The following is a 24,195-nucleotide window of genomic DNA, read 5'->3' on the forward strand; positions in this document are numbered from 1 at the left end:
GAGGGGCCGGGCCCTGCCCGCTTCCGGATGCGGCGACCGCTCGCGGGGACGACGCTGGGTATGCGAAGAACTCCGTTCGGTCAGGAGAGGTGCAAATGCGTGCCCTGAGCTACCCGCTGGTCGGGACGGCCGTGCTGGCCCTGCTGGCCCCCGGCCCCGTCCGGGGGGACGACCGCGGAGTGGTCGGCGGGCAGGCGGTGAGCAGCGCGGACGCGCCCTGGGCGGTGGCTCTGGCGAGCCGTGACCGGTTCGGCCCCATGCGGTCCGGGCAATTCTGCGGCGGGGCGCTGGTGGGGCGTACGACCGTCGTCACGGCGGCGCACTGCCTGAGCCGTGAGGTGCTCGGCGGCGACCCGTCGGATGTGAAGGATCTGCGCGTCATCGTCGGCCGCACCGACCTGCGGACCCGGCTGGGCAGCGAGCTGCCGCCGAAGAGCGTCTGGGTCAACCCGGGCTTCGACCCGGAGACCAATGCGGGGGACATCGCCGTCATCACCCTGGCCACGCCGGTGCCGGAGAACTACCCGATCACCATGGCGAAGGCCGGGGACGGCGCCTACGTCCCCGGTACGTCGGCCGGCGTCTACGGGTGGGGGGACACGATCGGCAACGGCAACTACGCGGACGGGCTGCGGGCGTCCCAGGTGTTCCTGCTGGAGGACGAGCAGTGCCGACGGGTGTATCCGGGCGGTCAGGAGGCCGTGTACCAGCCGTCGTCGATGCTGTGCGCGGGCGTACTGCAGGGCGGGCGGGACGCCTGCCAGGGGGACAGCGGGGGGCCGCTGGTGGCGGAGGGTCGGCTGGTGGGGCTGGTCTCGTGGGGGAGCGGCTGCGCCCTGCCGCAGCATCCGGGGGTGTACACGCGGATCTCGGCCGTGGCCGCCCTGGTGCAGCAGCACAGCACCGACAGTCTGCCGCGGCCGCCTGCCGTCAACCCGCAGCCCGCCGCGCCGCCCCCGGCGATCGCACCGCCGCAGGCCTCGCCGCCGGCCGTGGCGCCTCCTGTGCCGCCTCAGACGGCTGCTCAGGGGCCGCCGCAGCCCGCCCCGCAGGCACAGGCCGCTCAGCAGCCGCAGGGCGCTCAGCCGCCCGGGAAGGCCCTGCGATGAGGGTACGAGAGCGGGCGGCCTCCCCGTGGGGTGGCCGCCCGCGGCTGTCCAGCCCTGGGTGGCGGGACCTCGCTCGTCGTGGAATGCGATGTATCAGCGTTCCGAGAGGGACTCAGTGGTCCTCGTCGGACGCGGACGCCGGGACAGCGGTGAGCCGCTCCGTCTCGTCCTGTATCTCCGCGGCGATCTTCTTGAGTTCTGGCTCGAACTTGCGCCCGTGGTGGGCACAGAAGAGCAGTTCACCGCCGCTCATGAGAACGACGCGCAGGTATGCCTGAGCGCCGCACCGGTCGCAGCGGTCAGCGGCCGTCAGCGGGCTCGCGGGGGTCAGAACAGTAGTCACGTCGCCTCTTCTCTAGCTCGACGAGCTGTCGTACCAGGGTCAACATCCAACCAGGCCGAAAACGTTCCCGCTCGTGGCTTTTCCTCGAAAGTTCCTTCCGAGTCAGCCGGATCTTGACGATTTGGCGGCGAATGAGCCGTATTGCGTGGGCCTACGGTTTCACGTCGCTGGGGGTTGTCGTCCACCCCGGCTGGCTGCCGGGTTGTTCTTGAGGACGTGCCCGGAGCCTAAATGGTTCATGCCTCCAAGGGAACGTGATGTGCACGTCACCCCGGGGAGGTATCGAACAGGTGATCTAAGTCTGGATTAGCATGGCCCTGGTTACGGGTGGCGGCACAAAGGCTCTACCAGGCCTCGGTACCCTCTGAACGGCGACCCGAGCCACCCATGTGCCCGAACGCGGGCCAGACAGAAATTCAGCGAGGAGCGAACCGCGTGACCGCCGAAATGTCCGTGCCGTCCACTGCGCTGCTGACCGGAGCAGACCGGGACGGCTCCAACTACACCGCGCGGCACCTGCTCGTCCTCGAGGGCCTCGAAGCCGTCCGCAAGCGTCCCGGCATGTACATCGGGTCCACGGACAGCCGTGGCCTGATGCACTGCCTGTGGGAGATTATCGACAACTCCGTCGACGAGGCCCTGGGCGGCTTCTGCGACCGCATCGACGTGGTCCTCCACGACGACGGCTCGGTGGAGGTGCGGGACAACGGCCGCGGCATCCCCGTGGACGTCGAGCCCAAGACGGGCCTGTCGGGCATCGAGGTCGTGATGACCAAGCTGCACGCGGGCGGCAAGTTCGGCGGCGGCTCCTACGCCGCCTCCGGCGGTCTGCACGGCGTGGGCGCCTCCGTCGTCAACGCGCTGTCCTCCCGGCTGGACGTCGAGGTCGACCGCAGCAGCCGGACGCACTCGATCAGCTTCCGCCGCGGCGTCCCCGGCATCTTCACCGAGTCCGGCCCGGACGCCCCCTTCGACCCCGCCAGCGGGCTGCTCAAGGGCAAGAAGGTGCCCAAGACCCGCACCGGCACCCGCGTTCGCTACTGGGCGGACCGGCAGATCTTCCTCAAGGACGCCAAGCTCTCCCTGGAGACGCTCTACGGGCGCGCCCGGCAGACGGCGTTCCTGGTGCCCGGGCTGACCATCGTCGTGCGCGACGAGCGGGGCCTGGACGGCGCCGAGGCCACGGAGGAGACGTTCCGCTACGACGGCGGCATCAGCGAGTTCTGCGAGTACCTCGCCCAGGACAAGGCCGTCTGCGACGTGCTCCGGCTGACCGGCCAGGGCACCTTCAAGGAGACCGTCCCCGTCCTGGACGAGCGCGGTCACATGACGCCCACCGAGGTCACCCGCGAGCTCGGCGTGGACATCGCGCTGCGCTGGGGCACGGGCTACGACACCACGGTCAAGTCCTTCGTCAACATCATCGCCACCCCCAAGGGCGGCACGCACGTGGCCGGATTCGAGCGGTCGATCGCCAAGACCGTCAACGAGGTGCTCCGCTCGGCCAAGCTGCTCCGCGTCGCCGAGGACGACGTCGTCAAGGACGACGCCATGGAGGGCCTCACGGCGGTGGTGACCGTGCGGCTGGCGGAGCCGCAGTTCGAGGGCCAGACCAAGGAGGTCCTCGGCACCTCGGCCGCCTCCCGCATCGTGGCGAACGTGGTCGCCAAGGAGCTCAAGGCGTTCCTGGCCTCGACCAAGCGCGACGCGAAGCAGCAGGCCCGGGCGGTCCTGGAGAAGGTCGTCGCGGCCGCGCGCACGCGGATCGCCGCCCGGCAGCACAAGGAGGCCCAGCGGCGGAAGACGGCCCTGGAGTCCTCCTCTCTGCCGGCCAAGCTCGCCGACTGCCGCAGCGACGACGTCGAGCGCAGCGAGCTGTTCATCGTCGAGGGCGACTCCGCGCTGGGCACGGCCAAGCTCGCCCGGAACTCGGAGTTCCAGGCCCTGCTGCCCATCCGCGGCAAGATCCTCAATGTCCAGAAGTCGTCGGTCTCCGACATGCTGAAGAACGCCGAGTGCGGCGCGATCATCCAGGTGATAGGAGCAGGCTCCGGCCGCACCTTCGACATCGACGCGGCGCGCTACGGCAAGGTCATCTTCCTGGCGGACGCCGATGTGGACGGCGCCCACATCCGCTGCCTGCTGCTCACGCTGTTCCAGCGCTACATGAGGCCGATGGTGGAGGAGGGGCGGGTGTTCTCCGCGGTGCCTCCGCTGCACCGGGTCGAGCTCATCAACCCCCGCAAGGGCCAGGACAAGTACATCTACACCTACTCCGACAGCGAGCTGCGGCAGACGCTGCTGGAGCTGGAGCGCAAGAACGTCCGCTACAAGGAGGGCATTCAGCGCTACAAGGGCCTCGGTGAGATGGACGCCGACCAGCTGGCCGAGACCACGATGGACCCGCGCCACCGCACGCTGCGCCGGATCAACATCAGCGACCTGGAGGCCGCGGAGCGCACCTTCGACCTGCTGATGGGCAACGAGGTGGCCCCGCGCAAGGAGTTCATCACCAACTCCGGGGCCACGCTGGACCGCTCGCGCATCGACGCCTGACACCCGGCGGCCGGGCCGGCGTCCACCCCCGGGTGGAGAGGGATCTCCACCCGGGTTCCACCCCGGGCCCACCCGTGCTCCGATTCCCGCCGGGAGCCGGATCCGTAGCGTCGGACGTGTCCTTCCCGCGGTCCTGCCGCGGACGTCCCCGCTCCCCGGAGGCTCCTCCATGTCCGGCCTTGTCGACGTCGCCCTCATCGTCGCCGTCATCGCATTCGTGCTGGTGCGACAGCTGAAGCCGCGCAAACTGGCGCAGGATGCCGGGCGCTGGTGGCTGCTGCCCGCCGTGCTCGTGGTGATGGCGGTGCGCCAGCCGGGGCTGATCGACGCCGGGCACCGGGTGGCCTCGGCCGGTCTGCTGGCCGCCGGGGTGCTGGCCGGGCTCGGCACGGGAGCGGCCTGGGCCTGGACCAGCCGCATATGGACCGATGCTTCGGGAACGGTCTGGGCCAAGGGCGGCAAGGCGACCGCGGCGGTGTGGGCCGGCGGCCTGGTGCTGCGGCTCGTGCTGTACGGGATAGGCACGCTGGCCGGGGTCCACCAGGGCGGGCCGGGCATCATGATCACCGTGGCGGCGCTGCTCCTCGCCCGCACGGGGGTCCTTGCCCACCGGGCCCGGGGGCTGGCCCCGGCGTACCGTGTCCCTGCCGGTGGCTGAGACCGGCGCCGTGGCGGAAGGACCGTACGTGCCGATGCAGAGCTGGACCGTGTGGCCGGCCCGTGAAGCGCTGGCCCCGGTGGGGGTTCCGCAGGCGCGCAGAATGATCTCGTGGGCGGTCCGGATCGTCTTCGTCGGCATGTTCCTGTGGAGCCTGCTGCACCAGGGCGTGTTCCGGGGATGGGGCTACGGGGCCCTCGCCGCGGGTGTCCTGCTCGGCGTCGTCGCGGTCTGGCGGTACCGGCTCACGACGCTCGGGCAGCGGCTGTGGCCGTCGGTCGGGTGGCTGGGCGTGCTGTTCGCGGTCGGTGCGCTCGCCGAGGCCGGCGGGGCGCACCTCGCGGCCACCGGGATGTGGTGCCTGTGCGGGGGTATCGCCATCGAGCGGCTTCCCCTGGCGTACGGGTTCGCCGTCGCGGCCGCCGCCATGGGGACGTACGCCCTGGTGAGTCCGGACAGCCCGGCGGGGACGGCTCTCACGGTGGGGCTGGTGGGGCTCATCGGGTACACGCTGAGGCTGGACGAGGAGGCGCGCGGGGCCGGGTTCCGGCTGCTGGCCCAGGAGCGGGCCGCGCGCAGTGCCGAGGCCGAGTCGGCGGCGCTGGCGGAGCGGGCCCGGATCGCGCGGGAGATCCACGACGTACTCGCGCACAGTCTCTCCGCGCAGATGGTCCACCTGGAGGCGGCGCGTCTGCTGATCGAGGGGCGAGGGGAGCGGGAGCAGATCCTGGAGCGGGTCACCGCGGCCCGGCGCATGGCGCGTTCGGGGCTGGCGGAGACGCGGCAGGCGCTGTCCGCCCTGCGCGGCGAGATCGCTCAGGCGGAGGACTTCCTGCGGGAGGTGGCGGCTGCCGAGGGGGCGGAGCTGGAGGTGACGGGCGAGCCCCGGAGGCTGCCGGCCGAGGCGGGGCTGGCGGTGCGCAGGGTGGCGCAGGAGGCGCTGACCAATGTGCGCAAGCACGCCCCGGGGGCACGGGTGGAGATGAGATTCGCCTATCTGGAGGGTGAGGTGGAGCTGTTGGTCCGTGACAGCGGGGCACGTCGGCCCGTGGGCGGTCTCGCGGTCTCCGGAGCCGGGTACGGTCTGATCGGGATGCGGGAGCGTGCCGAGCTGCTGGGCGGCACGCTGGAGGCCGGGCCGGCCGGGACTGATCAGGAGGGGTTCGTGGTGCGTCTGCGGGTGCCGGCATGACGGGGGGCACGGACGACGGTGCCGTGGGTGAGCAGCGCCGGCGGGCGCGGGTCGTGGTCGCCGACGACCAGACCGTGGTGCGTGAGGGCATCGTGATGCTGCTGGGGTTGTTGCCCGGCATCGAGGTCGTCGGTGCGGCGGCGGACGGTCTGGAGGCGGTGCAACTGGTCGCCGAACAGGCCCCGGACGTGGTGCTGATGGACCTGCGGATGCCCCGCTGCGACGGGGTGGAGGCCACGCGCCGGATCCGCCGGGAGCACCCGGGCACCCAGGTCGTGGTGCTCACGACGTTCGGCGACGACGACTCGCTGTTCCCGGCGCTGCGGGCCGGGGCGCGGGGCTATCTCACCAAGGACGCGGGGGCGGAGGAGATCGTCCGGGCCGTCGAGCAGGTGATGTCGGGGGAGGCGGGGCTGTCGCCGAAGGTGCAGATGCGGCTGCTGGAAAGGCTGTCCACGCCGGTGGCCGAGGTGCCGGGGCCGGCGTCCGCGGCTCCCCGGGAGCTGCCGGACGGGCTGACGGTCCGTGAGGCGGAAGTACTCGCCCTGGTGGCCGACGGGCTGTCCAACACCGAGATCGCCCGGCGGCTGCACGTGAGCACGGCGACGGTCAAGACGCACATCAACAACCTCTTCGCCAAGGCCGGGGTCCGTGACCGCGCCCAGGCCGTGCGCTATGCCTACCACCACGGCATCGCCCGGCCCCCGGGCGCGCAGGTCACCTGAGCGTGCCGGCAGGGGAGTTCAGCTCCGTCCCGCCCAGGTGTAGCGGTGCTCCGGGCGGCCCGTCTCGCCGTAGCGGAGGGTGAGGTCGAGCCGGCCGGACTCCTCGAGCCGTTTGAGGTAGCGCTGGGCCGTGGAGCGGCTGAGGCCCGAGCGTTCGGCGACCTCGTGTGCGGAGAGCGGGGAGGCCGCGTCCGAGAGCACCCGGCGGATCAGGTCCGCCGTCGGGGCGGAGTGGCCCTTGGGCAGGGGAGCGGTGACGGCGGCGGTGCGCAGGGTGCCGAAGATCCGGTCGACCTGGTCCTGTTCGGCCTCCTGAGTGCCCTCCAGGGCCCGGCGCAGCTGGGCGTACGCCTCCAGCTTCACCCGCAGCCCCGCGAAGGTGAACGGCTTGACCAGGTACTGCAGGGCGCCGTAGCGCATGGCGGTGCGCACGGTCGTGATGTCGCGGGCGGCGGTCACCATGATGACGTCCGTGTGGTGGCCGAGCTGGCGGATGTGGCGGACCAGGGACAGGCCCGTCTCGTCGGGCAGGTAGTGGTCGAGGAGCACCAGGTCGACGCCGCCGACCGCGAGTTCGGCCAGTGCCTGGGCCGCGCTGTGGGCGGTGGCACGGACGCGGAAGCCCGGGACGCGGGACACATAGGCGGCGTTGATCTCCGCAACGCGGAAGTCGTCGTCCACGACCAGGACTTCGATCACCGGGCCACCTCCTGCAGCGGTACCGCGACTCCGAGCGCCTCCGGCAGCTCCACCGTGAACACCGCGCCTCCGCCGTCCCGTTCGCCCACCCGGGCCGATCCGCCGTACCGCTCCGCAAGCCGCTGCACCAGCGGGAGCCCCAGCCCCCGCGGCCGGTTCGGGGCGGCCTGTTTGGTGGACCAGCCGTCGGCGAACACCAGCTCCCGCGCCGCGGCGGGGACCCCCGGCCCGTTGTCCGCGACCCGCATCACGACCGTCGTCCCCACCGTCCGCACCTCCACCTCCACGAATGCCCCGGCGCGCCCGGCGGCCGCGTCCAGTGCGTTGTCCACGAGATTGCCCAGCACCGTGACCAGGTCCCCGGGGTCCACCACCTGCTCGGGCAGCTGTGTCGACCGGCTCACCCGCAGGGCCACCCCGTGCTCGGCCGCGACCGCGCTCTTGCCCACCAACAGGGCGCCGACCAGCGGCTCGTGGACCTTTTCGAGGACCTGCTCGGCCGTGGCCCGGTGCGCGCCGGTCACCTCGGCAACGAAGTCCACGGCCTCCTCGTACAGGCCCAGTTCCAGCAGTCCCACGATGGTGTGCATGCGGTTGGCGTGCTCGTGGTCCTGCGCGCGCAGCGCCTCCGCCAGGCCCCGGGTGCCGTCCAGTTCCCGGGCGAGCTGCTCCAGTTCGGTGCGGTCGCGCAGGGTGGCCACGGTGCCGCCGTCGCGGGTCTCCATCCGGTTGGCGACCAGCACCCGCCCGTTCCAGACGGTGAGCAGGTCCGTCCCGGACACCCGTCCCGCCAGCACGTCGGCGGCCCGGCCGGGCGGCAGGACGGCGTCGATCGGCCGTCCGGTGGCCGCGGAGCTGATGCCGAGCAGCCGCTGCGCCTCGTCGTTGACCAGCCGGACCCGGCCGCGCCGGTCGAGTGCGACGACGCCCTCGCGGATGCCGTGCAGCATCGCCTCGCGCTCGTCCAGGAGGGCGGAGATCTCGGAGAGTTCGATGCCGTGCGTCCGGGAGCGCAGCCGCCAGGAGACGGCGAACACGGCCAGTGCGCCGACCGCGAGCGCGGCGCCCGCGTACGTCAGGATGCCGGGCAGCGCCCGGATCAGCCCGCCGCGCACGTCGTCGTAGGCGATGCCCACCGACACGGCACCCACGATGGCGCCCTCGGTGTCGCGCAGCGGCACCTTGCCGCGCGCGGAGCGGCCCAGGCTGCCGTTCTCGACGCCCGTCCACTCGCTTCCGGCGAGCGCGGGCCCCGGGTCGCTGCCGACGTGGCGGCCTATCTCCCCGGGCGTGGTGTGCGACCAGCGGATGCCCCGGGAGTCGACCACCACGACGTAACGGGCGCCGGTGGCCAGGCGGATGCGTTCGGCGGCGGCCTGCACCGGGCCGTCGGGGTCCGGCTGCCCGGCCAGGATGTCGTGGGCGATGCCCGGTTGGGCGGCGGTGGCCTGCGCGATCGCCAGCGCCCGGCGCTTGGCCTGCTCGTCGAGCTGTGCCTCCAGCGGCGCCAGGAGCAGTCCGGTGGTGAGCGCGATGACCCCGGTGGTGATCAGCAGGTGCACGGACAGCACATGGGCGAAGACGCGGCGGGGCCACCGGGGGCGCATGTCGGTCCCTTTCGTCTCGGCACCACCCCGTAGCGGTTGTTGCAGGGTGTCGCGTTCCATCCGTCCTGTTGCGCTGCGATGCAGCGGCATGAACCGAACGTAGCCGGATCACGCCGCTTTGCTCAGCCCCCGTGGCGCTTTGTTGTCCTGACTGTTGTTCTAACGCGCGCAAAACGAGCAGAACAGGGTTCGTGCACTCAAGCCGCACAGTGCTCACAAGGCTGCCCCTGTGCCCTGGGTCACTCCTAGCCTCCACCTCCGGCTGCCCCGCCACGGAGTGCGGGGACGGACGGCCGGTGCAAGGCGCAAGTGCAAGGAGGCGGACGGTGAACAGCGGCAATCTGCCGGGCGGTGTCCCGGCGATCGAGCTGCGCGGTGCGAGCAAGGTGTTCCGGACGCCGTCGGGCGGGGTGCACACGGCCGTGCGCGATCTCGATCTGACCGTCGGGCGGGGCGAGTTCGTGGCCGTCGTGGGTCCCACGGGGTGCGGGAAGTCCACCACGCTCACCCTGGTGAGTGGGCTGGAGGAGCCGACCGAGGGCGAGGTGCTGATCGACGGCGCGCCGGTGGAGGGGATCCGGCCGGAGGTCGGCTTCGTCTTCCAGCAGGACGCGGTCTTCCCCTGGCGGACGGTGCTCTCGAACGTGGCGGCGGGCCCCCGCTTCCGCGGCGTGCCCAAGGCGGAGGCCCGGGCGCGCGCCCGCGACTGGCTCGGCCGGGTCGGGCTCGCGGCCTTCGCCGACCGCTATCCGCACCAGCTCTCCGGCGGCCAGCGCAAACGCGTGGCCCTGGCCCAGACGTTCGTCAACGACCCGGCGATCCTGCTCATGGACGAGCCCTTCTCCGCGCTCGACGTGCAGACCCGCGCGCTGATGTCGGACGAACTGCTGGAGCTGTGGGGCGGTTCCCGCCCCGGTGCACAGGCCGCCTCCGTCGTCTTCGTCACCCACGACCTGGAGGAGGCGATCGCGCTGGCCGACAAGGTCGTGGTGATGACCGCGGGCCCGGCCACCGTCAAGCAGGTCTTCCCCATCGGCCTGCCGCGCCCCCGCAAGGTCGAATCCGTGCGTCTGGAACCGCAGTTCATCGAGATCTACCGGGAGATCTGGGCCTGCCTCGGCGAGGAAGTCCGCATCACCCGCGAAAGGGGTGCCGCCCGTGTCGCCTGAAGCCGTCTCCGCCGCCGCGGCCGTCCGGGGAAGGAGGGAGGGCCGCACCGAGGCCCGGGCGCGGGCCGCCCGGCAGTACCGGCTGCTGGTCCTCGGCGCCCGGGTGCTGCTGCTGGCCGTCGTCCTCGGTGCCTGGGAGGTCCTGGCCCGTACCGAGGTCATCGACCCCTTCAACTTCTCGATGCCGTCCAGGATCTGGGACCAGATCGTCCAGTGGACCACCCACGGCACTGCTCAGGGATCGCTCGGGGAGCAGATCTGGTACACGCTCCAGGAGGCCCTGCTCGGCTGGGTCATCGGTGTGGCGGGCGGCGTGGTGCTCGGCATCGCGCTCGGCCGGGTGCGCTTCCTGGCCGACGTCCTCGGCCCGTACATCAAGGTCCTCAACGCGCTGCCGCGGATCGTGCTGGCCCCGATCTTCGTGATCTGGTTCGGCCTCGGGCCCGCCTCCAAGGTCGCCTCGGCCGTGGTGCTCGTCTTCTTCCCGGTCTTCTTCAACGCCTTCCAGGGCGCCCGCGAAGTGGACCGCAACCTGGTGGCCAACGCCCGCATCCTGGGCGCCAGTCACCGCCAGGTCACCCTGCAGGTCGTGGTCCCGTCCGCCACGTCGTGGATCTTCACCAGCCTGCACGTCAGCTTCGGCTTCGCCCTCATCGGCGCCATCGTCGGCGAATACCTCGGCGCGTCCAAGGGCATCGGGCTGCTGGTCTCGGCCTCCCAGGGTTCCTTCAACACGGCCGGCGTCTACGCGGCGATGGCGATCCTCGCCGTCGTGGCGCTGCTCGCCGAGGGACTGCTGACCTTCGCCGAGAGGCGGCTCTTCCGCTGGAAGCCCGGCGCGCCGGGCGACGCACGCTGAACGGTTCCACCGACCACCCCACCGGCCGGATCCACCCCACCCCCCTGTACGGGCAACTGCCACCGACTTTCTGACCGTGAGGAACGTGTGATGCGTACGTTCGGCAAGTGCACCAAGGTATCCGCGGCGGCCGTCGCGGGGGTGATGTGTCTCGCGCTGTCCGGCTGTGCCGACGACGCGTCGGCCGGCGGCAACGCCGGCAACGACGCGCTCAAGGGCGACGCCGTCAAGATCATGGTGGGCGGCCTGGACAAGGTCATCTACCTGCCGGTGGTGCTCACCCAGCAGCTGGGCTACTTCGAGAAGGAGGGCCTGACGGTCAAGCTGCTGACCGAGCCGGCCGGCGTGCAGGCCACGACCTCCCTCGTCTCCGGGGACGTCCAGGGCGCGGTGGGCTTCTACGACCACACCCTCGACCTGCAGGCCAAGGGCAAGCAGGTGGAGTCCGTGGTGCAGCTGGCGCAGACGCCGGGCGAGGTGGAGATCGTCTCCAAGAAGGCGTCATCCGCGGTCACTTCGCCGAAGGACTTCAAGGGCAAGAAGCTCGGGGTGACCGGACTCGGCTCCTCCACCGACTTCCTGACGAAGTATCTGGCCGTGAAGAACGGGCTGACCACCGGCGACATCACCCCGGTCGCCGTCGGCGCGGGCCAGACGTTCCTCGCCGCACTCCAACAGGGCTCCATCGACGCCGGCATGACCACCGACCCGACCGTCGCCCAGGCCCTCGCCAAGGGCCTCGGCACGGTGCTCGTCGACATGCGCACCCCGGAGGGCTCGCGCGCGGCGCTCGGCGGGCTCTACCCGTCGTCGAGCCTCTACATGAACACCAGTTGGGTGAACAACAACAAGGACACCGTCCAGAAGCTGACCAACGCGCTGGTGAAGACGCTCAAGTGGATGTCCTCGCACTCGCCCGAGGAGATCGCGGCGAAGATGCCCGAGGACTACGCGAAGGGCGGCAAGGAGCTCTACGTCAAGTCCATCGAGAGCACCCTGCCGATGTTCACCAAGGACGGCGTGATGCCCGCCGACGGGCCGAAGACCGTCCTGGAGGTCCTCAAGTCCTTCAACCCCACCGTCAAGGGCGCCTCGGTGGATCTGGAGAAGACCTACACCACGGAGTTCGCCAAGAAGGCCGCGGGCTGAGACCGGGTGAGCGGGGCGACGGACACGACGTCCATCCGGGCCGGCGAGCCCGGCGCCCTGCCGCAGCTCTCCGGGCGCGGCGTCTCGGCCGCGCCCTGTTCGACGACGGCCTGCCAGGCGCGGCCGTCGGCGTGGGCGACGGTGACGGTCCAGCGAGGAGCGGCGCCCTCGGCCGCCGTGACGTCGAGGGCGTCCGCGCGCTCCTCGCCGGTCAGGTCGCGGACGGCCAGCTCGGCGGCCTGGGCGGGCCGCTCCCAGGTGGAGCGGCCCCGGCAGCCCGCGGTCGCGATGCGGCCGTCGTGGGCCGCCTCCAGGGCCTCCTTGACGTCCTGCGCGGTGGCCCGCCCGTACGCGTAGCCGTAGGGGAGGATCATGAGGGTCGGGGCGAAGCGGTGGCCGCCGAGGTGGGTGATCTCCCAGACCTCGCCGCAGCCCGAGGCGGCCAGCTCCGCGGCGAGCGGCCGGCCGAGCAGGGCGCAGCAGCGGTCGCGCCTGCCGTTGGTGCACACGAGGGCGAGCGGATCGCCCTCGTACGGCTCCCACAGACCGCCGTGCCGGCCCGCGCCGAGCGCCGCGAAGTCCAGGCCGGGCAGCTGCGCGGGGTCCGTGATGTCCGCCGTGCGGATCCAGGAGCCGCCGGGTGCGGTGTGCGCGGCGAAGACGCGCCGGCCGGCCGGGTCGTGGCAGTCGGCGTGCCGTCCGGGGCGGCGGATCAGCGCGATCCGCACGCCGGTTCCCGCGGTCGCCTCGTCCAGGGCGCGGCCCACGGCCGGGTCGAGGCGGCTGGAGGCGAGCGCGTCGGCGCCCCACGGCCCGGGCTGCTCGATCAGCAGCCATGTCCGGGCGGTGGCGGCGGTGCCGGCCAGGGGTTCGGCCAGGAGGCGGGAGGCGCTCGCGCAAGTGCTCACATAGGTGAGCCTAACCTGGCCCGGCGGAGTTGCCGTGCCGGACCTCAGGGCAGCGGTTGCGGAGGCCGGGGCCCGCAGTACTCGCCGGACGGGCGCAGCCGCATCGGGCGTTCTGCGTACTCCTCCAGCGCGTGGGCGATCCACCCCGCCGTGCGGGCCACCGCGAACACCGTCTCCCCCGCCTCGGGCGGCATGCCCGCGGAGACGGACAGGACGGCGAGCGCGAGGTCCACGTTGGCGTGCAGGGGCGTGTGCCGGGCGGTGGTCGTCTCGACCTCGCGGGCCGCGGCCAGGGCCTGCGCCGCGGCGGGTACGGACTCCAGCCGGGTGAACAGCGCCTGTGCCCGCGGGTCCGGCCCCGGGTAGAGCCGGTGGCCGAGGCCCGGCACCCGTCGGCCGCCGCGCAGGTGGTCCGCCACCACCGCGGCCGCGCTGCCCCGCTGCAGTACCTCGGTGAGCATCCGGTGTGCCAGGCCGCTGGCCGCGCCGTGCAGCGGGCCGTCGAGGGCGCCGAGCCCGGCCGAGACGACGGCGTACGGGTGGGCCTGCGCCGATGCCGCCACGCGCGCCGCGAGGGTCGACGTGGCGAGGTCGTGGTCGATGAGCAGCACGAGTGCCGCATCCAGTACGCACAGTGAGGCCTCGTCGGGCTTCTGCGCGCTGAGCCGTGACCACAGCCGCCACGCGAGGCGCCCGTCGCCGCGGTGCGGCTGCCCGGCGGGCGGCAGCGCGTCGACCAGCGTCGGGATCAGGCCGCGGGCGGTGCCCAGCACGGCCTCGGGCGACAGGTCGAAGCGCAGCGGATCGGCCGCCGCCGCGGCGATCGCGGCCACCCGCAGCCGGTCGACGGTCCCGCTGTGCGCGGGCAGCGCCGCCACCGCGCTGCGGGCGGCCGCCAGGGTCTCGGCGGGGGAGACGAACCGGACGCCGTGGTGCAGCTCCCCCGTCCACAGCCAGTCGGCGACCTCCTCGTAGCCGTACCGCCCGGCGAGCGCGGTCGCGTCCACGCCGCGGTAGTAGTGCCGGTCCGCGGTGATGAGGGTGACGCCCGTGCGGATCGCGCTCTCGCCGCCGAAGGAGGGCTCGCGGCGGGTGCCGCCGCGGCGCGCCAGCGCCTCGACCTCGCGCGGGTCGAAGGTGCTGCCCCTGCCGCCCGGGCCGCGGCGGGCGGTGAGCCGCCCCCGGCTCACGTACGCGTAGACCGTCTCGGGCTTCACCCCGAGCCGCTCGGCGACCTCGCGCGTGGTCAGCCGCTCCCTGCCCGGGGGTTCCGGTCCCGTCCCTTGATCCACCATGCGCCCACGGTAATCCATGTCCTCATATTGATTCAGTCAATATTGACATCGACGAAGTCAAGCATGGACAGTCGTCATCAAGTTCGAGGAAGCAAGGAGGCACGAGATGACCCTCACCGAGGTGCCCCGCGGGCTCGCGGGCGTCGTCGTCACCGACACCGCCCTGGGCGACGTCCGGGGCGACGAGGGCTTCTACCACTACCGCCAGTACTCGGCCGTCGAGCTCGCGCAGAGCCGCACGTTCGAGGACGTCTGGCACCTGATGTGCCACGGCAGGCTGCCGGACGCGGCGGAGTCCGCGGCCTTCACGGCCCGCACCGCCGCGCTGCGCCGGCTCCCCACGGAGGTCCGCACGGCCCTGCCCGGCATCGCCCGCGCATGCGCCGGGGCGGGCCCGCTCGCCGGACTGCGCGCCGCGCTCTCACTGCTCGGCGGCGCCCACGGGATGCGCCCGCTGTACGACATCGGCCCCGCCGAGCGCTCCACCGACGCCCTGGCCGCCTGCGCCGCCGTGCCCGTCCTGCTCACCGCGCTGCACCGGCTGGGCCGCGGCCTGGAGCCCGTCGAGCCCCGCGACGACCTGCCGTACGCCGCCAACTACCTGTACATGCTCACCGGCGAGGAACCGGACGCGCGGCGCGCCCGTGCCGTCGAGCAGTACCTGATCTCCACCGTCGACCACGGCTTCAACGCCTCGACCTTCACCGCCCGCGTCATCGCCTCCACCGGAGCCGACCTCGCCGCCTGTCTGTGCGGAGCGGTCGGCGCGCTGTCCGGCCCGCTGCACGGCGGCGCCCCCAGCCGGGCCCTGGACACTTTGGACGCCATCGGCACCCCCGGTCGCATCGGCCCCTGGGTCCGCGAACAGGTGCTCGCCGGCGGGCGGATCATGGGCTTCGGGCACCCCGTCTACCGCACCGAGGACCCGCGCTCGCGGATGCTGCGCGGCATCGCGCAGGAATTCGGCGGCCCGCTCGTGGAGTTCGCCGTCGAGGTCGAACGGCAGGTCGAGGAGATCCTGGCGGAGCTCAAGCCGGGGCGCGAGCTGCACATCAACGTGGAGTTCTACGCCGGGGTGGTCATGGAGCTGTGCGGACTGCCCCGGGAGATGTTCACCCCGACGTTCTGTGCGGCCCGGATGGTCGGCTGGAGCGCCAATATCCTGGAGCAGGCGGAGGACTCGAAGATCATCCGCCCGGCGGCCCGCTACGTCGGCCCGCCCCCGCCGCAGCCGGTGCCCGCCGTGCTCGGCTGACGACGCCCGCACGACGAGGAGGCGCCCCCGTGGCCAAGCGACAGATCCCGGTCATCGTGCTCGCAGGATTTCTGGGATCGGGCAAGACCACCCTGCTCAACCACCTGCTGAGCAGAAGCGGGGGCAGCCGGATCGGCGCCGTCGTCAACGACTTCGGCAAGATCGAGATCGATGCCATGAGCATCGCCGGCCAGGTCGACTCCATGGTCTCGCTCGGCAACGGCTGCCTGTGCTGCGCCGTGGACACCAGCGAACTGGACGGATTCCTGGAGAAGCTGGCCCGCCCGTCCGCCCGCCTCGACGTCATCGTCATCGAGGCCAGCGGACTGGCCGAGCCGCAGGAGCTCATCCGCATGATCCTCGCCAGCGAGAACCGGAACATCGTCTACGGCGGCCTGGTCGAGGTGGTCGACGCGGCGGAGTTCGAGCGCACCCGGGCCACCCACCCGGAGCTCGACCGGCACGTGGCCATCGCCGACCTCGTGGTCCTCAACAAGGCCGACCGGGTGGCCGACGAGGCCCGTGACCGGCTCCTGGAGACGCTGGGGGAGATGAGCCCCGGGACGCCCGTCGTCCCGGCCTCCTACGGGCGCGTCGACCCCGGGCTGCTCTTCGACCGCAAGCCGCGCGAGGAGCACTTGGAGGCGGTCCGCCAGCTGTCCTTCGAGGACCTCTGCCACGGAGACCACGGGGACGACGGGGGCCACGGGGACCACGGGCATGATCACCACGGTCACCTCCACGCGGCCTACGAGAGCGTGGAGTTCGTCTCCGACGAGCCCGTGAACCCGCGCCGGCTGATGGAGTTCCTCGACAGCAGGCCGGAGGGGCTCTACCGGATCAAGGGCTTCGTCTATTTCGGCATACCCGGTCACCGGCAGCGCTTCGCCGTTCACGCCGTGGGCGACTTTCTGCGCTTCTACCCGTCGCCGTGGCCGCGCGGGGAGAAGCGTGTCACGCAGTTGGTGATGATCGGGCGGGGGATCGATGCCGGGGCCCTGCGGGAGCGGCTCGATGCGTGCCGGGGGGACGTACCGCAGGACGCCCACAGTATGTGGGGGGTTCTGCGGTACGCGCAGTCCTGATTCGTCGTAGTTGCCCGCGCCCCTTGCGGGGCGCGGGAATTCGCGGAGAACCTACACCGGCCCCGCCACCGAGATCACCGGCTTCGGGAGGGGGACGCCCGAGCCGTCGCGGCGCGGGTCGAGGGGCGGCAGCTCGGCCGGGACGCCGCCCGCCTGCGCGGCGCGGGCCGGTGTGGTGCCAGCCCAGGCCAGGACCAGGCAGTCCTCGCCCTTGAGGAAGCGCTGACAGCGCACGCCGCCCGTCGCCCGCCCCTTGCGCGGGTACTGGTCGAACGGCGTCAGCTTCGCCGAGCCCATCGAGGCCGCGCCGGGCAGGCCGCCGCGGGCGCCGGCCACCGTGAACACCACCGCGTCCTCCGCGGGGTCGACGGCCGTGAACGAGATGACCTTCGCGCCGGACGACAGCTTGATGCCCGCCATGCCGCCCGCCGGACGGCCCTGCGGCCGGACCTGGGAGGCCTGGTAGCGCAGCAGCTGGGCGTCGTCGGTGAGGAAGACCAGATCCTCCTCGCCCGTGCGCAGTTCGACCGCGCCGATGATGCTGTCACCGTCCTTGAGGGTGATGACCTCCAGCTCGTCCTTGTTCGCCGGGTAGTCGGGGACCACGCGCTTGACGACGCCCTGCTCCGTGCCGATCGCCAGGCCGGGCGAGGATTCGTCCAGCGTGGTCAGGCACACCACCCGCTCGCCGTCCTCCAGGGACAGGAACTCGGAGACCGGGGCCCCGCCCGACAGGTTCGGCGCGGCCGCCGTCTCCGGCAGCTGCGGCATGTCGATGACCCGCAGCCGCAGCAGCCGGCCGGTCGAGGTGACGACGCCGACCTCGCCCAGGGCCGTCGCCGGAACCGCCGAGGCGATCACGTCGTGCTTGACGCGCCTGGCCTCCTCGGCGCCCGCGAACGGCTCGCCCGTGGCCGTACGGGCCAGCAGGCCCGTGGAGGAGAGCAGGATCCGGCACGGGTCGTCCGCCACCTGCAGCGGCACCGCGGCCACCGGCGCCCCCGCCGACTCCAGCAGCACCGTGCGCCGGTCGGTGCCGAACTTCTTGGCCACGTCGGCCAGTTCGGCGGAGACCAGCTTGCGCAGCTCGGCGTCGGACTCCAGGATCTCGGTGAGCTCCTGGATCTCGCGGTTGAGCCTGTCCCGCTCCGCCTCCAGCTCGACCCGGTCGAACTTGGTCAGACGGCGAAGCGGAGTGTCGAGGATGTACTGGGTCTGCACCTCGGAGAGCGAGAAACGTTCGATGAGTGAGGCCTTCGCCTCCGCGGCGTTCTCGCTCGATCGAATGATTCTGATGACCTCGTCGATGTCGATGAGCGCCACCAGCAGGCCCTCGACCAGGTGCAGCCGGTCGCGCCGCTTGCCGCGCCGGAACTCGCTGCGCCGGCGGACCACCTCGAAGCGGTGGTCGACGTAGACCTCCAGGAGCTCCTTGAGGCCCAGCGTCAGCGGCTGGCCGTCGACCAGCGCCACGTTGTTGATGCCGAAGGACTCCTCCATCGGCGTCAGCTTGTAGAGCTGCTCCAGCACGGCCTCGGGGTTGAAGCCGTTCTTGACCTCGATGACCAGCCGCAGGCCGTGGGCGCGGTCGGTGAGGTCCTTCACGTCGGCGACGCCCTGGAGCCGCTTGGAGCCGACCAGGTCCTTGATCTTGGAGATGACCTTCTCCGGGCCGACCGCGAAGGGCAGTTCGGTGACGACCAGGCCCTTGCGGCGGGCGGTCACGTTCTCCACGGCGACCGTCGCGCGCATCTTGAACGTGCCGCGGCCCGTCTCGTACGCGTCGCGGATGCCGCTCAGGCCCACGATCCGGCCGCCGGTGGGCAGGTCCGGACCGGGGATGAACTTCATCAGGGTGTCGAGGTCGGCGCCCGGGTGCTTGATCAGGTGCCGGGCGGCGGCGACCACTTCGCCCAGATTGTGCGGGGGCATGTTCGTCGCCATGCCGACCGCGATCCCGGACGAGCCGTTGACCAGCAGGTTGGGGTAGGCGGCGGGGAGGGCGACGGGCTCCTGCTCGCTGCCGTCGTAGTTCGGCGCGAAATCGACGGTGTCCTCGTCGATCGACTCCGTCATCAGCGACGAGGGCGCCGCCATGCGGGCCTCGGTGTACCGCATGGCCGCGGGCGGGTCGTCGTTGCCCAGCGAACCGAAGTTGCCGTGGCCGTCGACCAGGGGCAGCCGCATCGAGAAGGGCTGCGCCATGCGCACCAGGGCGTCGTAGATCGAGGCGTCGCCGTGCGGGTGGAGCTTGCCCATCACTTCGCCGACGACGCGGGCGCACTTCACGTGGCCCCGCTCGGGGCGCAGGCCCATCTCGTTCATCTGGAAGAGAATGCGGCGCTGGACGGGCTTGAGCCCGTCGCGGGCGTCGGGCAGGGCGCGGGAGTAGATGACGGAGTAGGCGTACTCGAGGAAGGAGCCCTGCATCTCGTCGACGACGTCGATGTCGAGGATGCGCTCCTCGAACTCTTCCGGCGGCGGGGTCTTCGTGCTGCGGCGGGCCATCGCGGCTGCGGCTCCTTCGATCGGTTTGCCGGGGCGGGTGTGCTGACGCCGACCATTGTGGACCGCGCCACCGACAACGCCGACCGCGACCCGTCCGCAGGGAGTGAGCGGTCCGGGAACTTCGCCAGAAGCCGACGCGCTTGCATACAGTGACAGGACTGTTCATCACGCGCGCCGCCGCGAGGCACCGCGGGATTTTCGAGCAATCGAAGGGACGTACATGCCCATGGGTCACACGGCCACGCAACAGGCCGGTTCCGGCGGCCTGAAAGCGACCGAGCACCGCCTGGCCAACGGCCTGCGGGTGGTGCTCTCCGAGGATCATCTGACCCCGGTCGCCGCCGTCTGCCTCTGGTACGACGTCGGCTCGCGCCACGAGGTCAAGGGCCGCACCGGCCTCGCCCACCTCTTCGAGCACCTCATGTTCCAGGGCTCCGCCCAGGTCCAGGGCAACGGCCACTTCGAGCTGGTGCAGAACGCGGGCGGCTCGCTCAACGGCACCACCAGCTTCGAGCGCACCAACTACTTCGAGACCATGCCCGCCCACCAGGTCGAGCTGGCCCTGTGGCTGGAGGCCGACCGGATGGGCTCGCTGCTGACCGCCCTGGACGACGAGTCCATGGAGAACCAGCGCGACGTCGTCAAGAACGAGCGCCGCCAGCGCTACGACAACGTGCCCTACGGCACGGCGTTCGAGAAGCTGACGGCCCTGGCCTACCCCGAGGGCCACCCCTACCACCACACGCCCATCGGCTCCATGGCCGATCTGGACGCCGCCTCCCTGGAGGACGCCCGCGCGTTCTTCCGCACGTACTACGCGCCCGGCAACGCCGTGCTGACGGTCGTCGGCGACATCGACCCGGAGCAGACGCTCGCCTGGATCGAGAAGTACTTCGGCTCCATCCCGTCGCACGACGGCAAGCAGCCCCCGCGCGACGGCGCCCTGCCCGACACCATCGGCGAGGAAGTGCGCCAGGTGGTGGTGGAGGAGGTCCCCGCCCGCGCGCTGATGGCCGCCTACCGGCTGCCGCACGACGGCACGCGCGAGTGCGACGCCGCCGACCTGGCGCTGACCATCCTGGGCGGCGGCGAGTCCTCCCGCCTGCACAACCGCCTGGTGCGGCACGACCGCTCGGCCGTCGCCGCCGGCTTCGGCATCCTGCGGCTGGCCGGTGCGCCCTCGCTCGGCTGGCTGGACGTCAAGGCCTCCGGCGGCGTCGAGGTGCCCGCGATCGAGTCGGCCGTCGACGAGGAGCTCGCCCGCTTCGCCCTGGAGGGGCCGACCCCGGAGGAGATGGAGCGCGCGCAGGCCCAGCTGGAGCGCGAGTGGCTGGACCGGCTGGCCACCGTCAGCGGCCGGGCCGACGAACTGTGCCGTTTCGCCGTGCTGTTCGGCGACCCGCAGCTCGCCCTGACCGCCGTGCAGCGCGTCCTGGAGATCACCCCCGAGGAGGTGCAGGCGGTCGCCAAGGCCCGGCTGCACCCGCAGAACCGCGCCGTGCTCGTCTACGAGCCCACCGGCCAGGCCGGCGGCGAGGCAGACGAGACCGCAGACGCACCCGCAACCGAAAGCGAGACGGACCGGTGAGCGACACCGCAGCCGCGAACGGCACGGACACCGCAGCACCCACGATGGAGTTCCACCCCCGGCCCGCGCCGGGCAAGGCGACCCCCTGGGCCTTCCCCGCCCCCGAGCGCGAGGCGCTGCCCAACGGCCTGACGGTGCTGCGCTGTCACCGCCCGGGCCAGCAGGTCGTCGCCGTCGAGGTGAACCTGGACGCGCCCCTGGACGCCGAGCCCGAGGGCCTCGACGGCGTGGCCACCATCATGGCCCGCGCCTTCTCCGAGGGCACCGACAAGCTCAGTGCCGAGGAGTTCACGGCCGAACTGGAGCGCTGCGGCGCCACGTTGGACTCGCACGCCGACCACCCCGGCGTCCGGCTCTCCCTGGAGGTCCCCGCCTCCCGGCTGGCCAAGGCCCTCGGCCTGCTCGCCGACGCCCTGCGCGCCCCGGCCTTCCCCGACGACGAGGTCGAGCGGCTCGTGGGCAACCGCCTGGACGAGATCCCGCACGAGCTGGCCAACCCCGCCCGCCGGGCCGCCATGGCGCTCTCCGCGGAGCTCTTCCCGGCCGGCTCCCGGATGTCCCGGCCCCGCCAGGGCACCCAGGAGACCGTCGAGCGCATCGACGCCGCCGCCGTGCGCGCCTTCTACGAGGCCCACGTGCGCCCGGCCGCCGCCACCGTCGTGGTCGTCGGCGACTTCACCGGCGTCGACCTCGGCCAGGCCCTCGCCGACACCCTCGGCGCCTGGACGGGCGCCGCCGCCGCGCCCCGGCCCGTGCCGCCGGTCGCGGGGGACGACACCGGCCGCGTGGTGATCGTGGACCGCCCCGGCGCCGTCCAGACCCAGCTGCTCATCGGCCGCACCGGCCCGGACCGGCACGACCGCGTCTGGCCGGCCCAGGTGCTCGGCACCTACTGCCTCGGCGGCACCCTCACCTCCCGCCTGGACCGCGTCCTGCGCGAGGAGAAGGGCTACACCTACGGCGTGCGCGCCTTCGGCCAGGTACTGCGCTCGGGGCCGGACGGGACGGGCGCCGCCATGCTCGCCATCAGCGGCTCGGTGGACACCCCCAACACCGGCCCCGCGCTGGAGGACCTCTGGACGGTGCTGCGCACCCTCGCGGCGGAGGGCCTGACGGAGGCCGAGCGGGACGCGGCCGTGCAGAACCTCGTCGGCGTCGCACCGCTCAAGTTCGAGACGGCGGCCGCCGTCGCGGGCACGCTGGCGGACCAGGTCGAGCAGCACCTGCCGGACGACTTCCAGGCGCGGCTGTACGAACGTCTCGCGGACACCGGCACGGTGGAGGCCACGGCGGCCGTCGTGAGCGCCTTCCCGGCCGACCGTCTGGTGACCGTTCTCGTCGGCGACGCTGCGCAGATCGAGGAGCCGGTCCGGGCGCTGGGCATCGGCGAGGTGACCGTGATCTCCGCCTGACGGTTCGTCAGGAATAGCCGCAGCGAGGGAGGCGTGTGGGCCCGCAGGGACTTACACGCCTCCCTTATGTCCAATTTCAGGCAGAGGTTCCACGGTGACGATGTGGCGTACGTCATAAAACCCTGCTTCTGTTTGCCGTTCGAATCTGACGGCGATTAGCGTCGGGGCGGCAGTCCGTCAGGCCGGAACCGCAACCGCGGCTCCCGGACCGCCATCGCCGAGTCCCCGTACGGCGCGAGCCAGGGGAGCCGGGGAACCACCGTTCCCTTGGGGTGAATCGGGTCCCTCTCGCGAGGGAGCCGTAGGAGACCTTCCTGCTCCGAACCCGTCAGCTAACCCGGTAGGCGAGAAGGAAGGAAAGGAAAAAGCCGCAGCATGGCGTTCACCCGTCCCACCGGGAAGCACCGCCGTCCGAGCCGCGCCGTCCGTTCCGGCGCCAATCTCGCGGGCATAGCCACCCTCACCGCAGGCGGCGTGGTCGCAGGTTTCGCCGCACCGGCGATGGCCGCCGCGGACGAGGCGCACCGCACCGAGGACACGGGCCTCACCCAGGCCATCGTGATGAGCGACGCCATCTCCGGCAACGTCGACGCCCAGGCCCAGACGCAGCGCAGCGCGGCGGACGAGGCCAACGTCCGGCACCAGGCCGAGAAGGACGCCAAGCAGCGCGCCGCCGAGGCCAAGAAGCGCGCCGAGGAGGCCCAGCGCAAGGCCGACGCCGAGCGTGCCGAGAAGGAGCGCGCCGCCCGCGAGGAGGAGCGCAAGCGCCTCAACCTCTTCGTGATCCCGATCGACGGCTCCTACGTCTCCACCGCGTACAAGGCCTCCAGCGGCCTGTGGTCCTCCGGCAGCCACACCGGCGTCGACTTCCATGCGGAGTCCGGCACTTCGGTGCACGCCGTGGGCTCGGGCACCATCGTCGAGGCGGGCTGGGGCGGCGCCTACGGCAACAACATCGTCATCAAGATGAACGACGGCACGTACACCCAGTACGGTCACCTGTCGTCCATCGGCGTCTCCGTCGGCCAGACGGTCTCCGCCGGCGAGCAGATCGGCCTCTCCGGCGCGACCGGCAACGTCACCGGACCGCACCTGCACTTCGAGGCCCGTACGGCCCCGACCTACGGCTCGGACATCGACCCGGTCGCCTACCTGCGCGCCCACGGCGTCAGCCTGTAACGGCCCGCTCCGCAGACTTCAGGGACCCCGGCTCCGGCCGGGGTCCTCTGCGTTGTGTGCAGTCCGGCTGGCCAAAACACATCCATGGCGACGGCGGTGCCATCGGAAACCGGATGCGATTGCCATAGAGTCGCCGGACATGAACGATGACGGCGGAGGGACGCGCGAGGGCGGCCGTGTTTCCACGCATGCGGTCTGCACCGCGATCCGCGACGACATCGTTTCCGGCGTCTTCCCGCCCGGCAGCCGGCTCATCGAGGAACTCCTCGCCCGCCGTTACGGCGTCTCCCGGGTCCCCGTGCGCGAAGCCCTGCGCACGCTGGCCTCCGAAGGCTTCGTGACCACCCGCCGGCACGCGGGGGCGTGCGTGGCCGAGCCGACCGCCCAGGAGGCCGCCGACCTGCTCGAAGTACGGGCCCTGCTGGAGCCGTTGGGCGCCGCGCGGGCCGCACAGCGCCGCACGGAGGCGCATCTGAAGGTGCTGCGCGGCCTCGTGCGCCTCGGCCAGGAGCGGGCGCGCGCCGGGCGCACCGGCGAACTGCGGCCGCTGGCCGACTGGTTCGACGAAACCCTCGCCCAGGCCTCCTGCAGCCCCAGCATCACCACGCTGCTCACCCAGCTGCGCCGCAAGATCGCCTGGGTGTACGCGGCCGAGCCGCCGACGCGCCCGGCGGAGACCTGGGAGGCCTACGGGGCCCTGGTGGACGCCGTCGCCCGCGGCGACGCGGAGCGGGCACGGGCGCTGGCCGCCGCCCGCCTGGACCGGGCGCCCGGCGCCTACCGGCTGCGCCGCCCGGTGCGGCAGACCGTGCCGGGCGCGAAACAGCCCGAGAACACGGCGGGCGCCCGCTCCTGACGGCCGCCCGCCGGAAAGAACAGTGGGGGGGGGGGGGGGGGGG

Annotated in this window: 19 protein-coding genes, 1 pseudogene and 1 riboswitch; of the genes and pseudogenes, 14 read left to right on the plus strand and 6 right to left on the minus strand. The window is 72.3% G+C overall.

The window, feature by feature from the left end; translation table 11 throughout:
- Positions 1-95: 95 nt before the first annotated feature.
- Positions 96-890 (plus strand): annotated as a pseudogene (locus ACLHRZ_RS09305) (S1 family peptidase); the annotation flags it as partial.
- A 331-nt stretch (positions 891-1,221) separates the two neighbouring features.
- On the opposite strand, the gene ACLHRZ_RS09310 reads toward ACLHRZ_RS09305, so the two are convergent.
- A complete protein-coding gene (locus ACLHRZ_RS09310) occupies positions 1,222-1,452 on the minus strand; it encodes a DUF7455 domain-containing protein (RefSeq protein ID WP_086567216.1) in 231 nt (76 codons plus the stop codon).
- Between the two features lie 435 nt (positions 1,453-1,887).
- On the opposite strand from ACLHRZ_RS09310, the gene ACLHRZ_RS09315 reads away from it, so the two are divergent.
- The 4 genes from ACLHRZ_RS09315 to ACLHRZ_RS09330 all read left to right on the plus strand — a co-directional run bounded on the left by ACLHRZ_RS09315 (position 1,888) and on the right by ACLHRZ_RS09330 (position 6,583).
- Positions 1,888-4,008, plus strand: a complete 2,121-nt coding sequence (locus ACLHRZ_RS09315) for a DNA gyrase/topoisomerase IV subunit B (RefSeq protein ID WP_490417830.1) — start codon at positions 1,888-1,890, stop codon at positions 4,006-4,008.
- 169 nt (positions 4,009-4,177) lie between these two features.
- The gene (locus tag ACLHRZ_RS09320; protein WP_490417831.1) at positions 4,178-4,666 is read left to right on the plus strand and encodes a DUF1453 domain-containing protein; all 489 of its coding nucleotides are present in this window, start codon (positions 4,178-4,180) and stop codon (positions 4,664-4,666) included.
- A 28-nt stretch (positions 4,667-4,694) separates the two neighbouring features.
- Positions 4,695-5,858 carry a sensor histidine kinase gene (locus tag ACLHRZ_RS09325; RefSeq protein WP_490418052.1) on the plus strand — a complete coding sequence of 388 codons (1,164 nt, stop codon included), beginning with the start codon at positions 4,695-4,697 and terminating at the stop codon, positions 5,856-5,858.
- Positions 5,855-6,583 carry a response regulator transcription factor gene (locus ACLHRZ_RS09330; protein WP_490417832.1) on the plus strand — a complete coding sequence of 243 codons (729 nt, stop codon included), beginning with the start codon at positions 5,855-5,857 and terminating at the stop codon, positions 6,581-6,583. Before ACLHRZ_RS09325 ends, ACLHRZ_RS09330 begins: the two co-directional genes overlap by 4 nt.
- An 18-nt stretch (positions 6,584-6,601) precedes the next feature.
- Here the strand turns inward: ACLHRZ_RS09330 and ACLHRZ_RS09335 are convergent, their stop codons facing one another.
- Both ACLHRZ_RS09335 and ACLHRZ_RS09340 read right to left on the minus strand, forming a co-directional pair.
- The gene (locus ACLHRZ_RS09335) at positions 6,602-7,282 is read right to left on the minus strand and encodes a response regulator (RefSeq protein ID WP_490417833.1); all 681 of its coding nucleotides are present in this window, start codon (positions 7,280-7,282) and stop codon (positions 6,602-6,604) included.
- Positions 7,279-8,889, minus strand: coding sequence for a sensor histidine kinase (locus ACLHRZ_RS09340; RefSeq protein ID WP_490417834.1), 1,611 nt, complete (start codon positions 8,887-8,889; stop codon positions 7,279-7,281). The genes ACLHRZ_RS09335 and ACLHRZ_RS09340 overlap by 4 nt, the downstream gene beginning before the upstream one ends.
- A 326-nt stretch (positions 8,890-9,215) precedes the next feature.
- Here ACLHRZ_RS09340 and ACLHRZ_RS09345 point away from each other — a divergent pair, with 326 nt between their 5' ends.
- The 3 genes from ACLHRZ_RS09345 (at position 9,216) to ACLHRZ_RS09355 (ending at position 12,066) form a co-directional block, all read left to right on the plus strand.
- The gene (locus ACLHRZ_RS09345) at positions 9,216-10,058 is read left to right on the plus strand and encodes an ABC transporter ATP-binding protein (RefSeq protein ID WP_490417835.1); all 843 of its coding nucleotides are present in this window, start codon (positions 9,216-9,218) and stop codon (positions 10,056-10,058) included.
- On the plus strand, positions 10,048-10,917 hold the full coding sequence (locus ACLHRZ_RS09350) for an ABC transporter permease (RefSeq protein WP_490417836.1): 870 nt from the start codon (positions 10,048-10,050) through the stop codon (positions 10,915-10,917). Before ACLHRZ_RS09345 ends, ACLHRZ_RS09350 begins: the two co-directional genes overlap by 11 nt.
- A gap of 90 nt (positions 10,918-11,007) precedes the next feature.
- A complete protein-coding gene (locus ACLHRZ_RS09355) occupies positions 11,008-12,066 on the plus strand; it encodes an ABC transporter substrate-binding protein (protein ID WP_490417837.1) in 1,059 nt (352 codons plus the stop codon).
- On the opposite strand, the gene ACLHRZ_RS09360 is transcribed toward ACLHRZ_RS09355, so the two are convergent.
- Together ACLHRZ_RS09360 and ACLHRZ_RS09365 are read right to left on the minus strand one after the other, a co-directional pair.
- Entirely contained in the window at positions 12,030-12,974 is a 945-nt protein-coding gene (locus ACLHRZ_RS09360; protein ID WP_490417838.1) for a ferredoxin family protein, read from the minus strand. The genes ACLHRZ_RS09355 and ACLHRZ_RS09360 overlap by 37 nt on opposite strands.
- A gap of 44 nt (positions 12,975-13,018) precedes the next feature.
- Positions 13,019-14,269, minus strand: a complete 1,251-nt coding sequence (locus tag ACLHRZ_RS09365) for a citrate/2-methylcitrate synthase (protein ID WP_490417839.1) — start codon at positions 14,267-14,269, stop codon at positions 13,019-13,021.
- A gap of 106 nt (positions 14,270-14,375) precedes the next feature.
- On the opposite strand from ACLHRZ_RS09365, the gene ACLHRZ_RS09370 reads away from it, so the two are divergent.
- Together ACLHRZ_RS09370 and ACLHRZ_RS09375 are read left to right on the plus strand one after the other, a co-directional pair.
- The gene (locus tag ACLHRZ_RS09370) at positions 14,376-15,524 is read left to right on the plus strand and encodes a citrate synthase/methylcitrate synthase (protein WP_490417840.1); all 1,149 of its coding nucleotides are present in this window, start codon (positions 14,376-14,378) and stop codon (positions 15,522-15,524) included.
- A 29-nt stretch (positions 15,525-15,553) separates the two neighbouring features.
- Positions 15,554-16,609, plus strand: a complete 1,056-nt coding sequence (locus ACLHRZ_RS09375) for a CobW family GTP-binding protein (RefSeq protein ID WP_490417841.1) — start codon at positions 15,554-15,556, stop codon at positions 16,607-16,609.
- A gap of 51 nt (positions 16,610-16,660) precedes the next feature.
- Here ACLHRZ_RS09375 and ACLHRZ_RS09380 read toward each other — a convergent pair whose 3' ends face one another.
- A complete protein-coding gene (locus ACLHRZ_RS09380) occupies positions 16,661-19,117 on the minus strand; it encodes a DNA gyrase/topoisomerase IV subunit A (RefSeq protein ID WP_490417842.1) in 2,457 nt (818 codons plus the stop codon).
- A gap of 226 nt (positions 19,118-19,343) precedes the next feature.
- On the opposite strand from ACLHRZ_RS09380, the gene ACLHRZ_RS09385 reads away from it, so the two are divergent.
- The 4 genes from ACLHRZ_RS09385 to ACLHRZ_RS09400 all read left to right on the plus strand — a co-directional run bounded on the left by ACLHRZ_RS09385 (position 19,344) and on the right by ACLHRZ_RS09400 (position 24,152).
- Positions 19,344-20,705, plus strand: a complete 1,362-nt coding sequence (locus ACLHRZ_RS09385; RefSeq protein WP_490418053.1) for a M16 family metallopeptidase — start codon at positions 19,344-19,346, stop codon at positions 20,703-20,705.
- A gap of 44 nt (positions 20,706-20,749) precedes the next feature.
- A complete protein-coding gene (locus tag ACLHRZ_RS09390) occupies positions 20,750-22,117 on the plus strand; it encodes a M16 family metallopeptidase (RefSeq protein WP_490418054.1) in 1,368 nt (455 codons plus the stop codon).
- A gap of 205 nt (positions 22,118-22,322) precedes the next feature.
- A riboswitch (cyclic di-AMP (ydaO/yuaA leader) is annotated at positions 22,323-22,478 on the plus strand.
- A 14-nt stretch (positions 22,479-22,492) separates the two neighbouring features.
- A complete protein-coding gene (locus tag ACLHRZ_RS09395; RefSeq protein WP_490417843.1) occupies positions 22,493-23,296 on the plus strand; it encodes a M23 family metallopeptidase in 804 nt (267 codons plus the stop codon).
- A gap of 139 nt (positions 23,297-23,435) precedes the next feature.
- On the plus strand, positions 23,436-24,152 hold the full coding sequence (locus tag ACLHRZ_RS09400; protein ID WP_490417844.1) for a GntR family transcriptional regulator: 717 nt from the start codon (positions 23,436-23,438) through the stop codon (positions 24,150-24,152).
- Positions 24,153-24,195 lie beyond the last annotated feature (43 nt).

The sequence above is a fragment of the Streptomyces sp. AM25 genome (assembly GCF_058146165.1).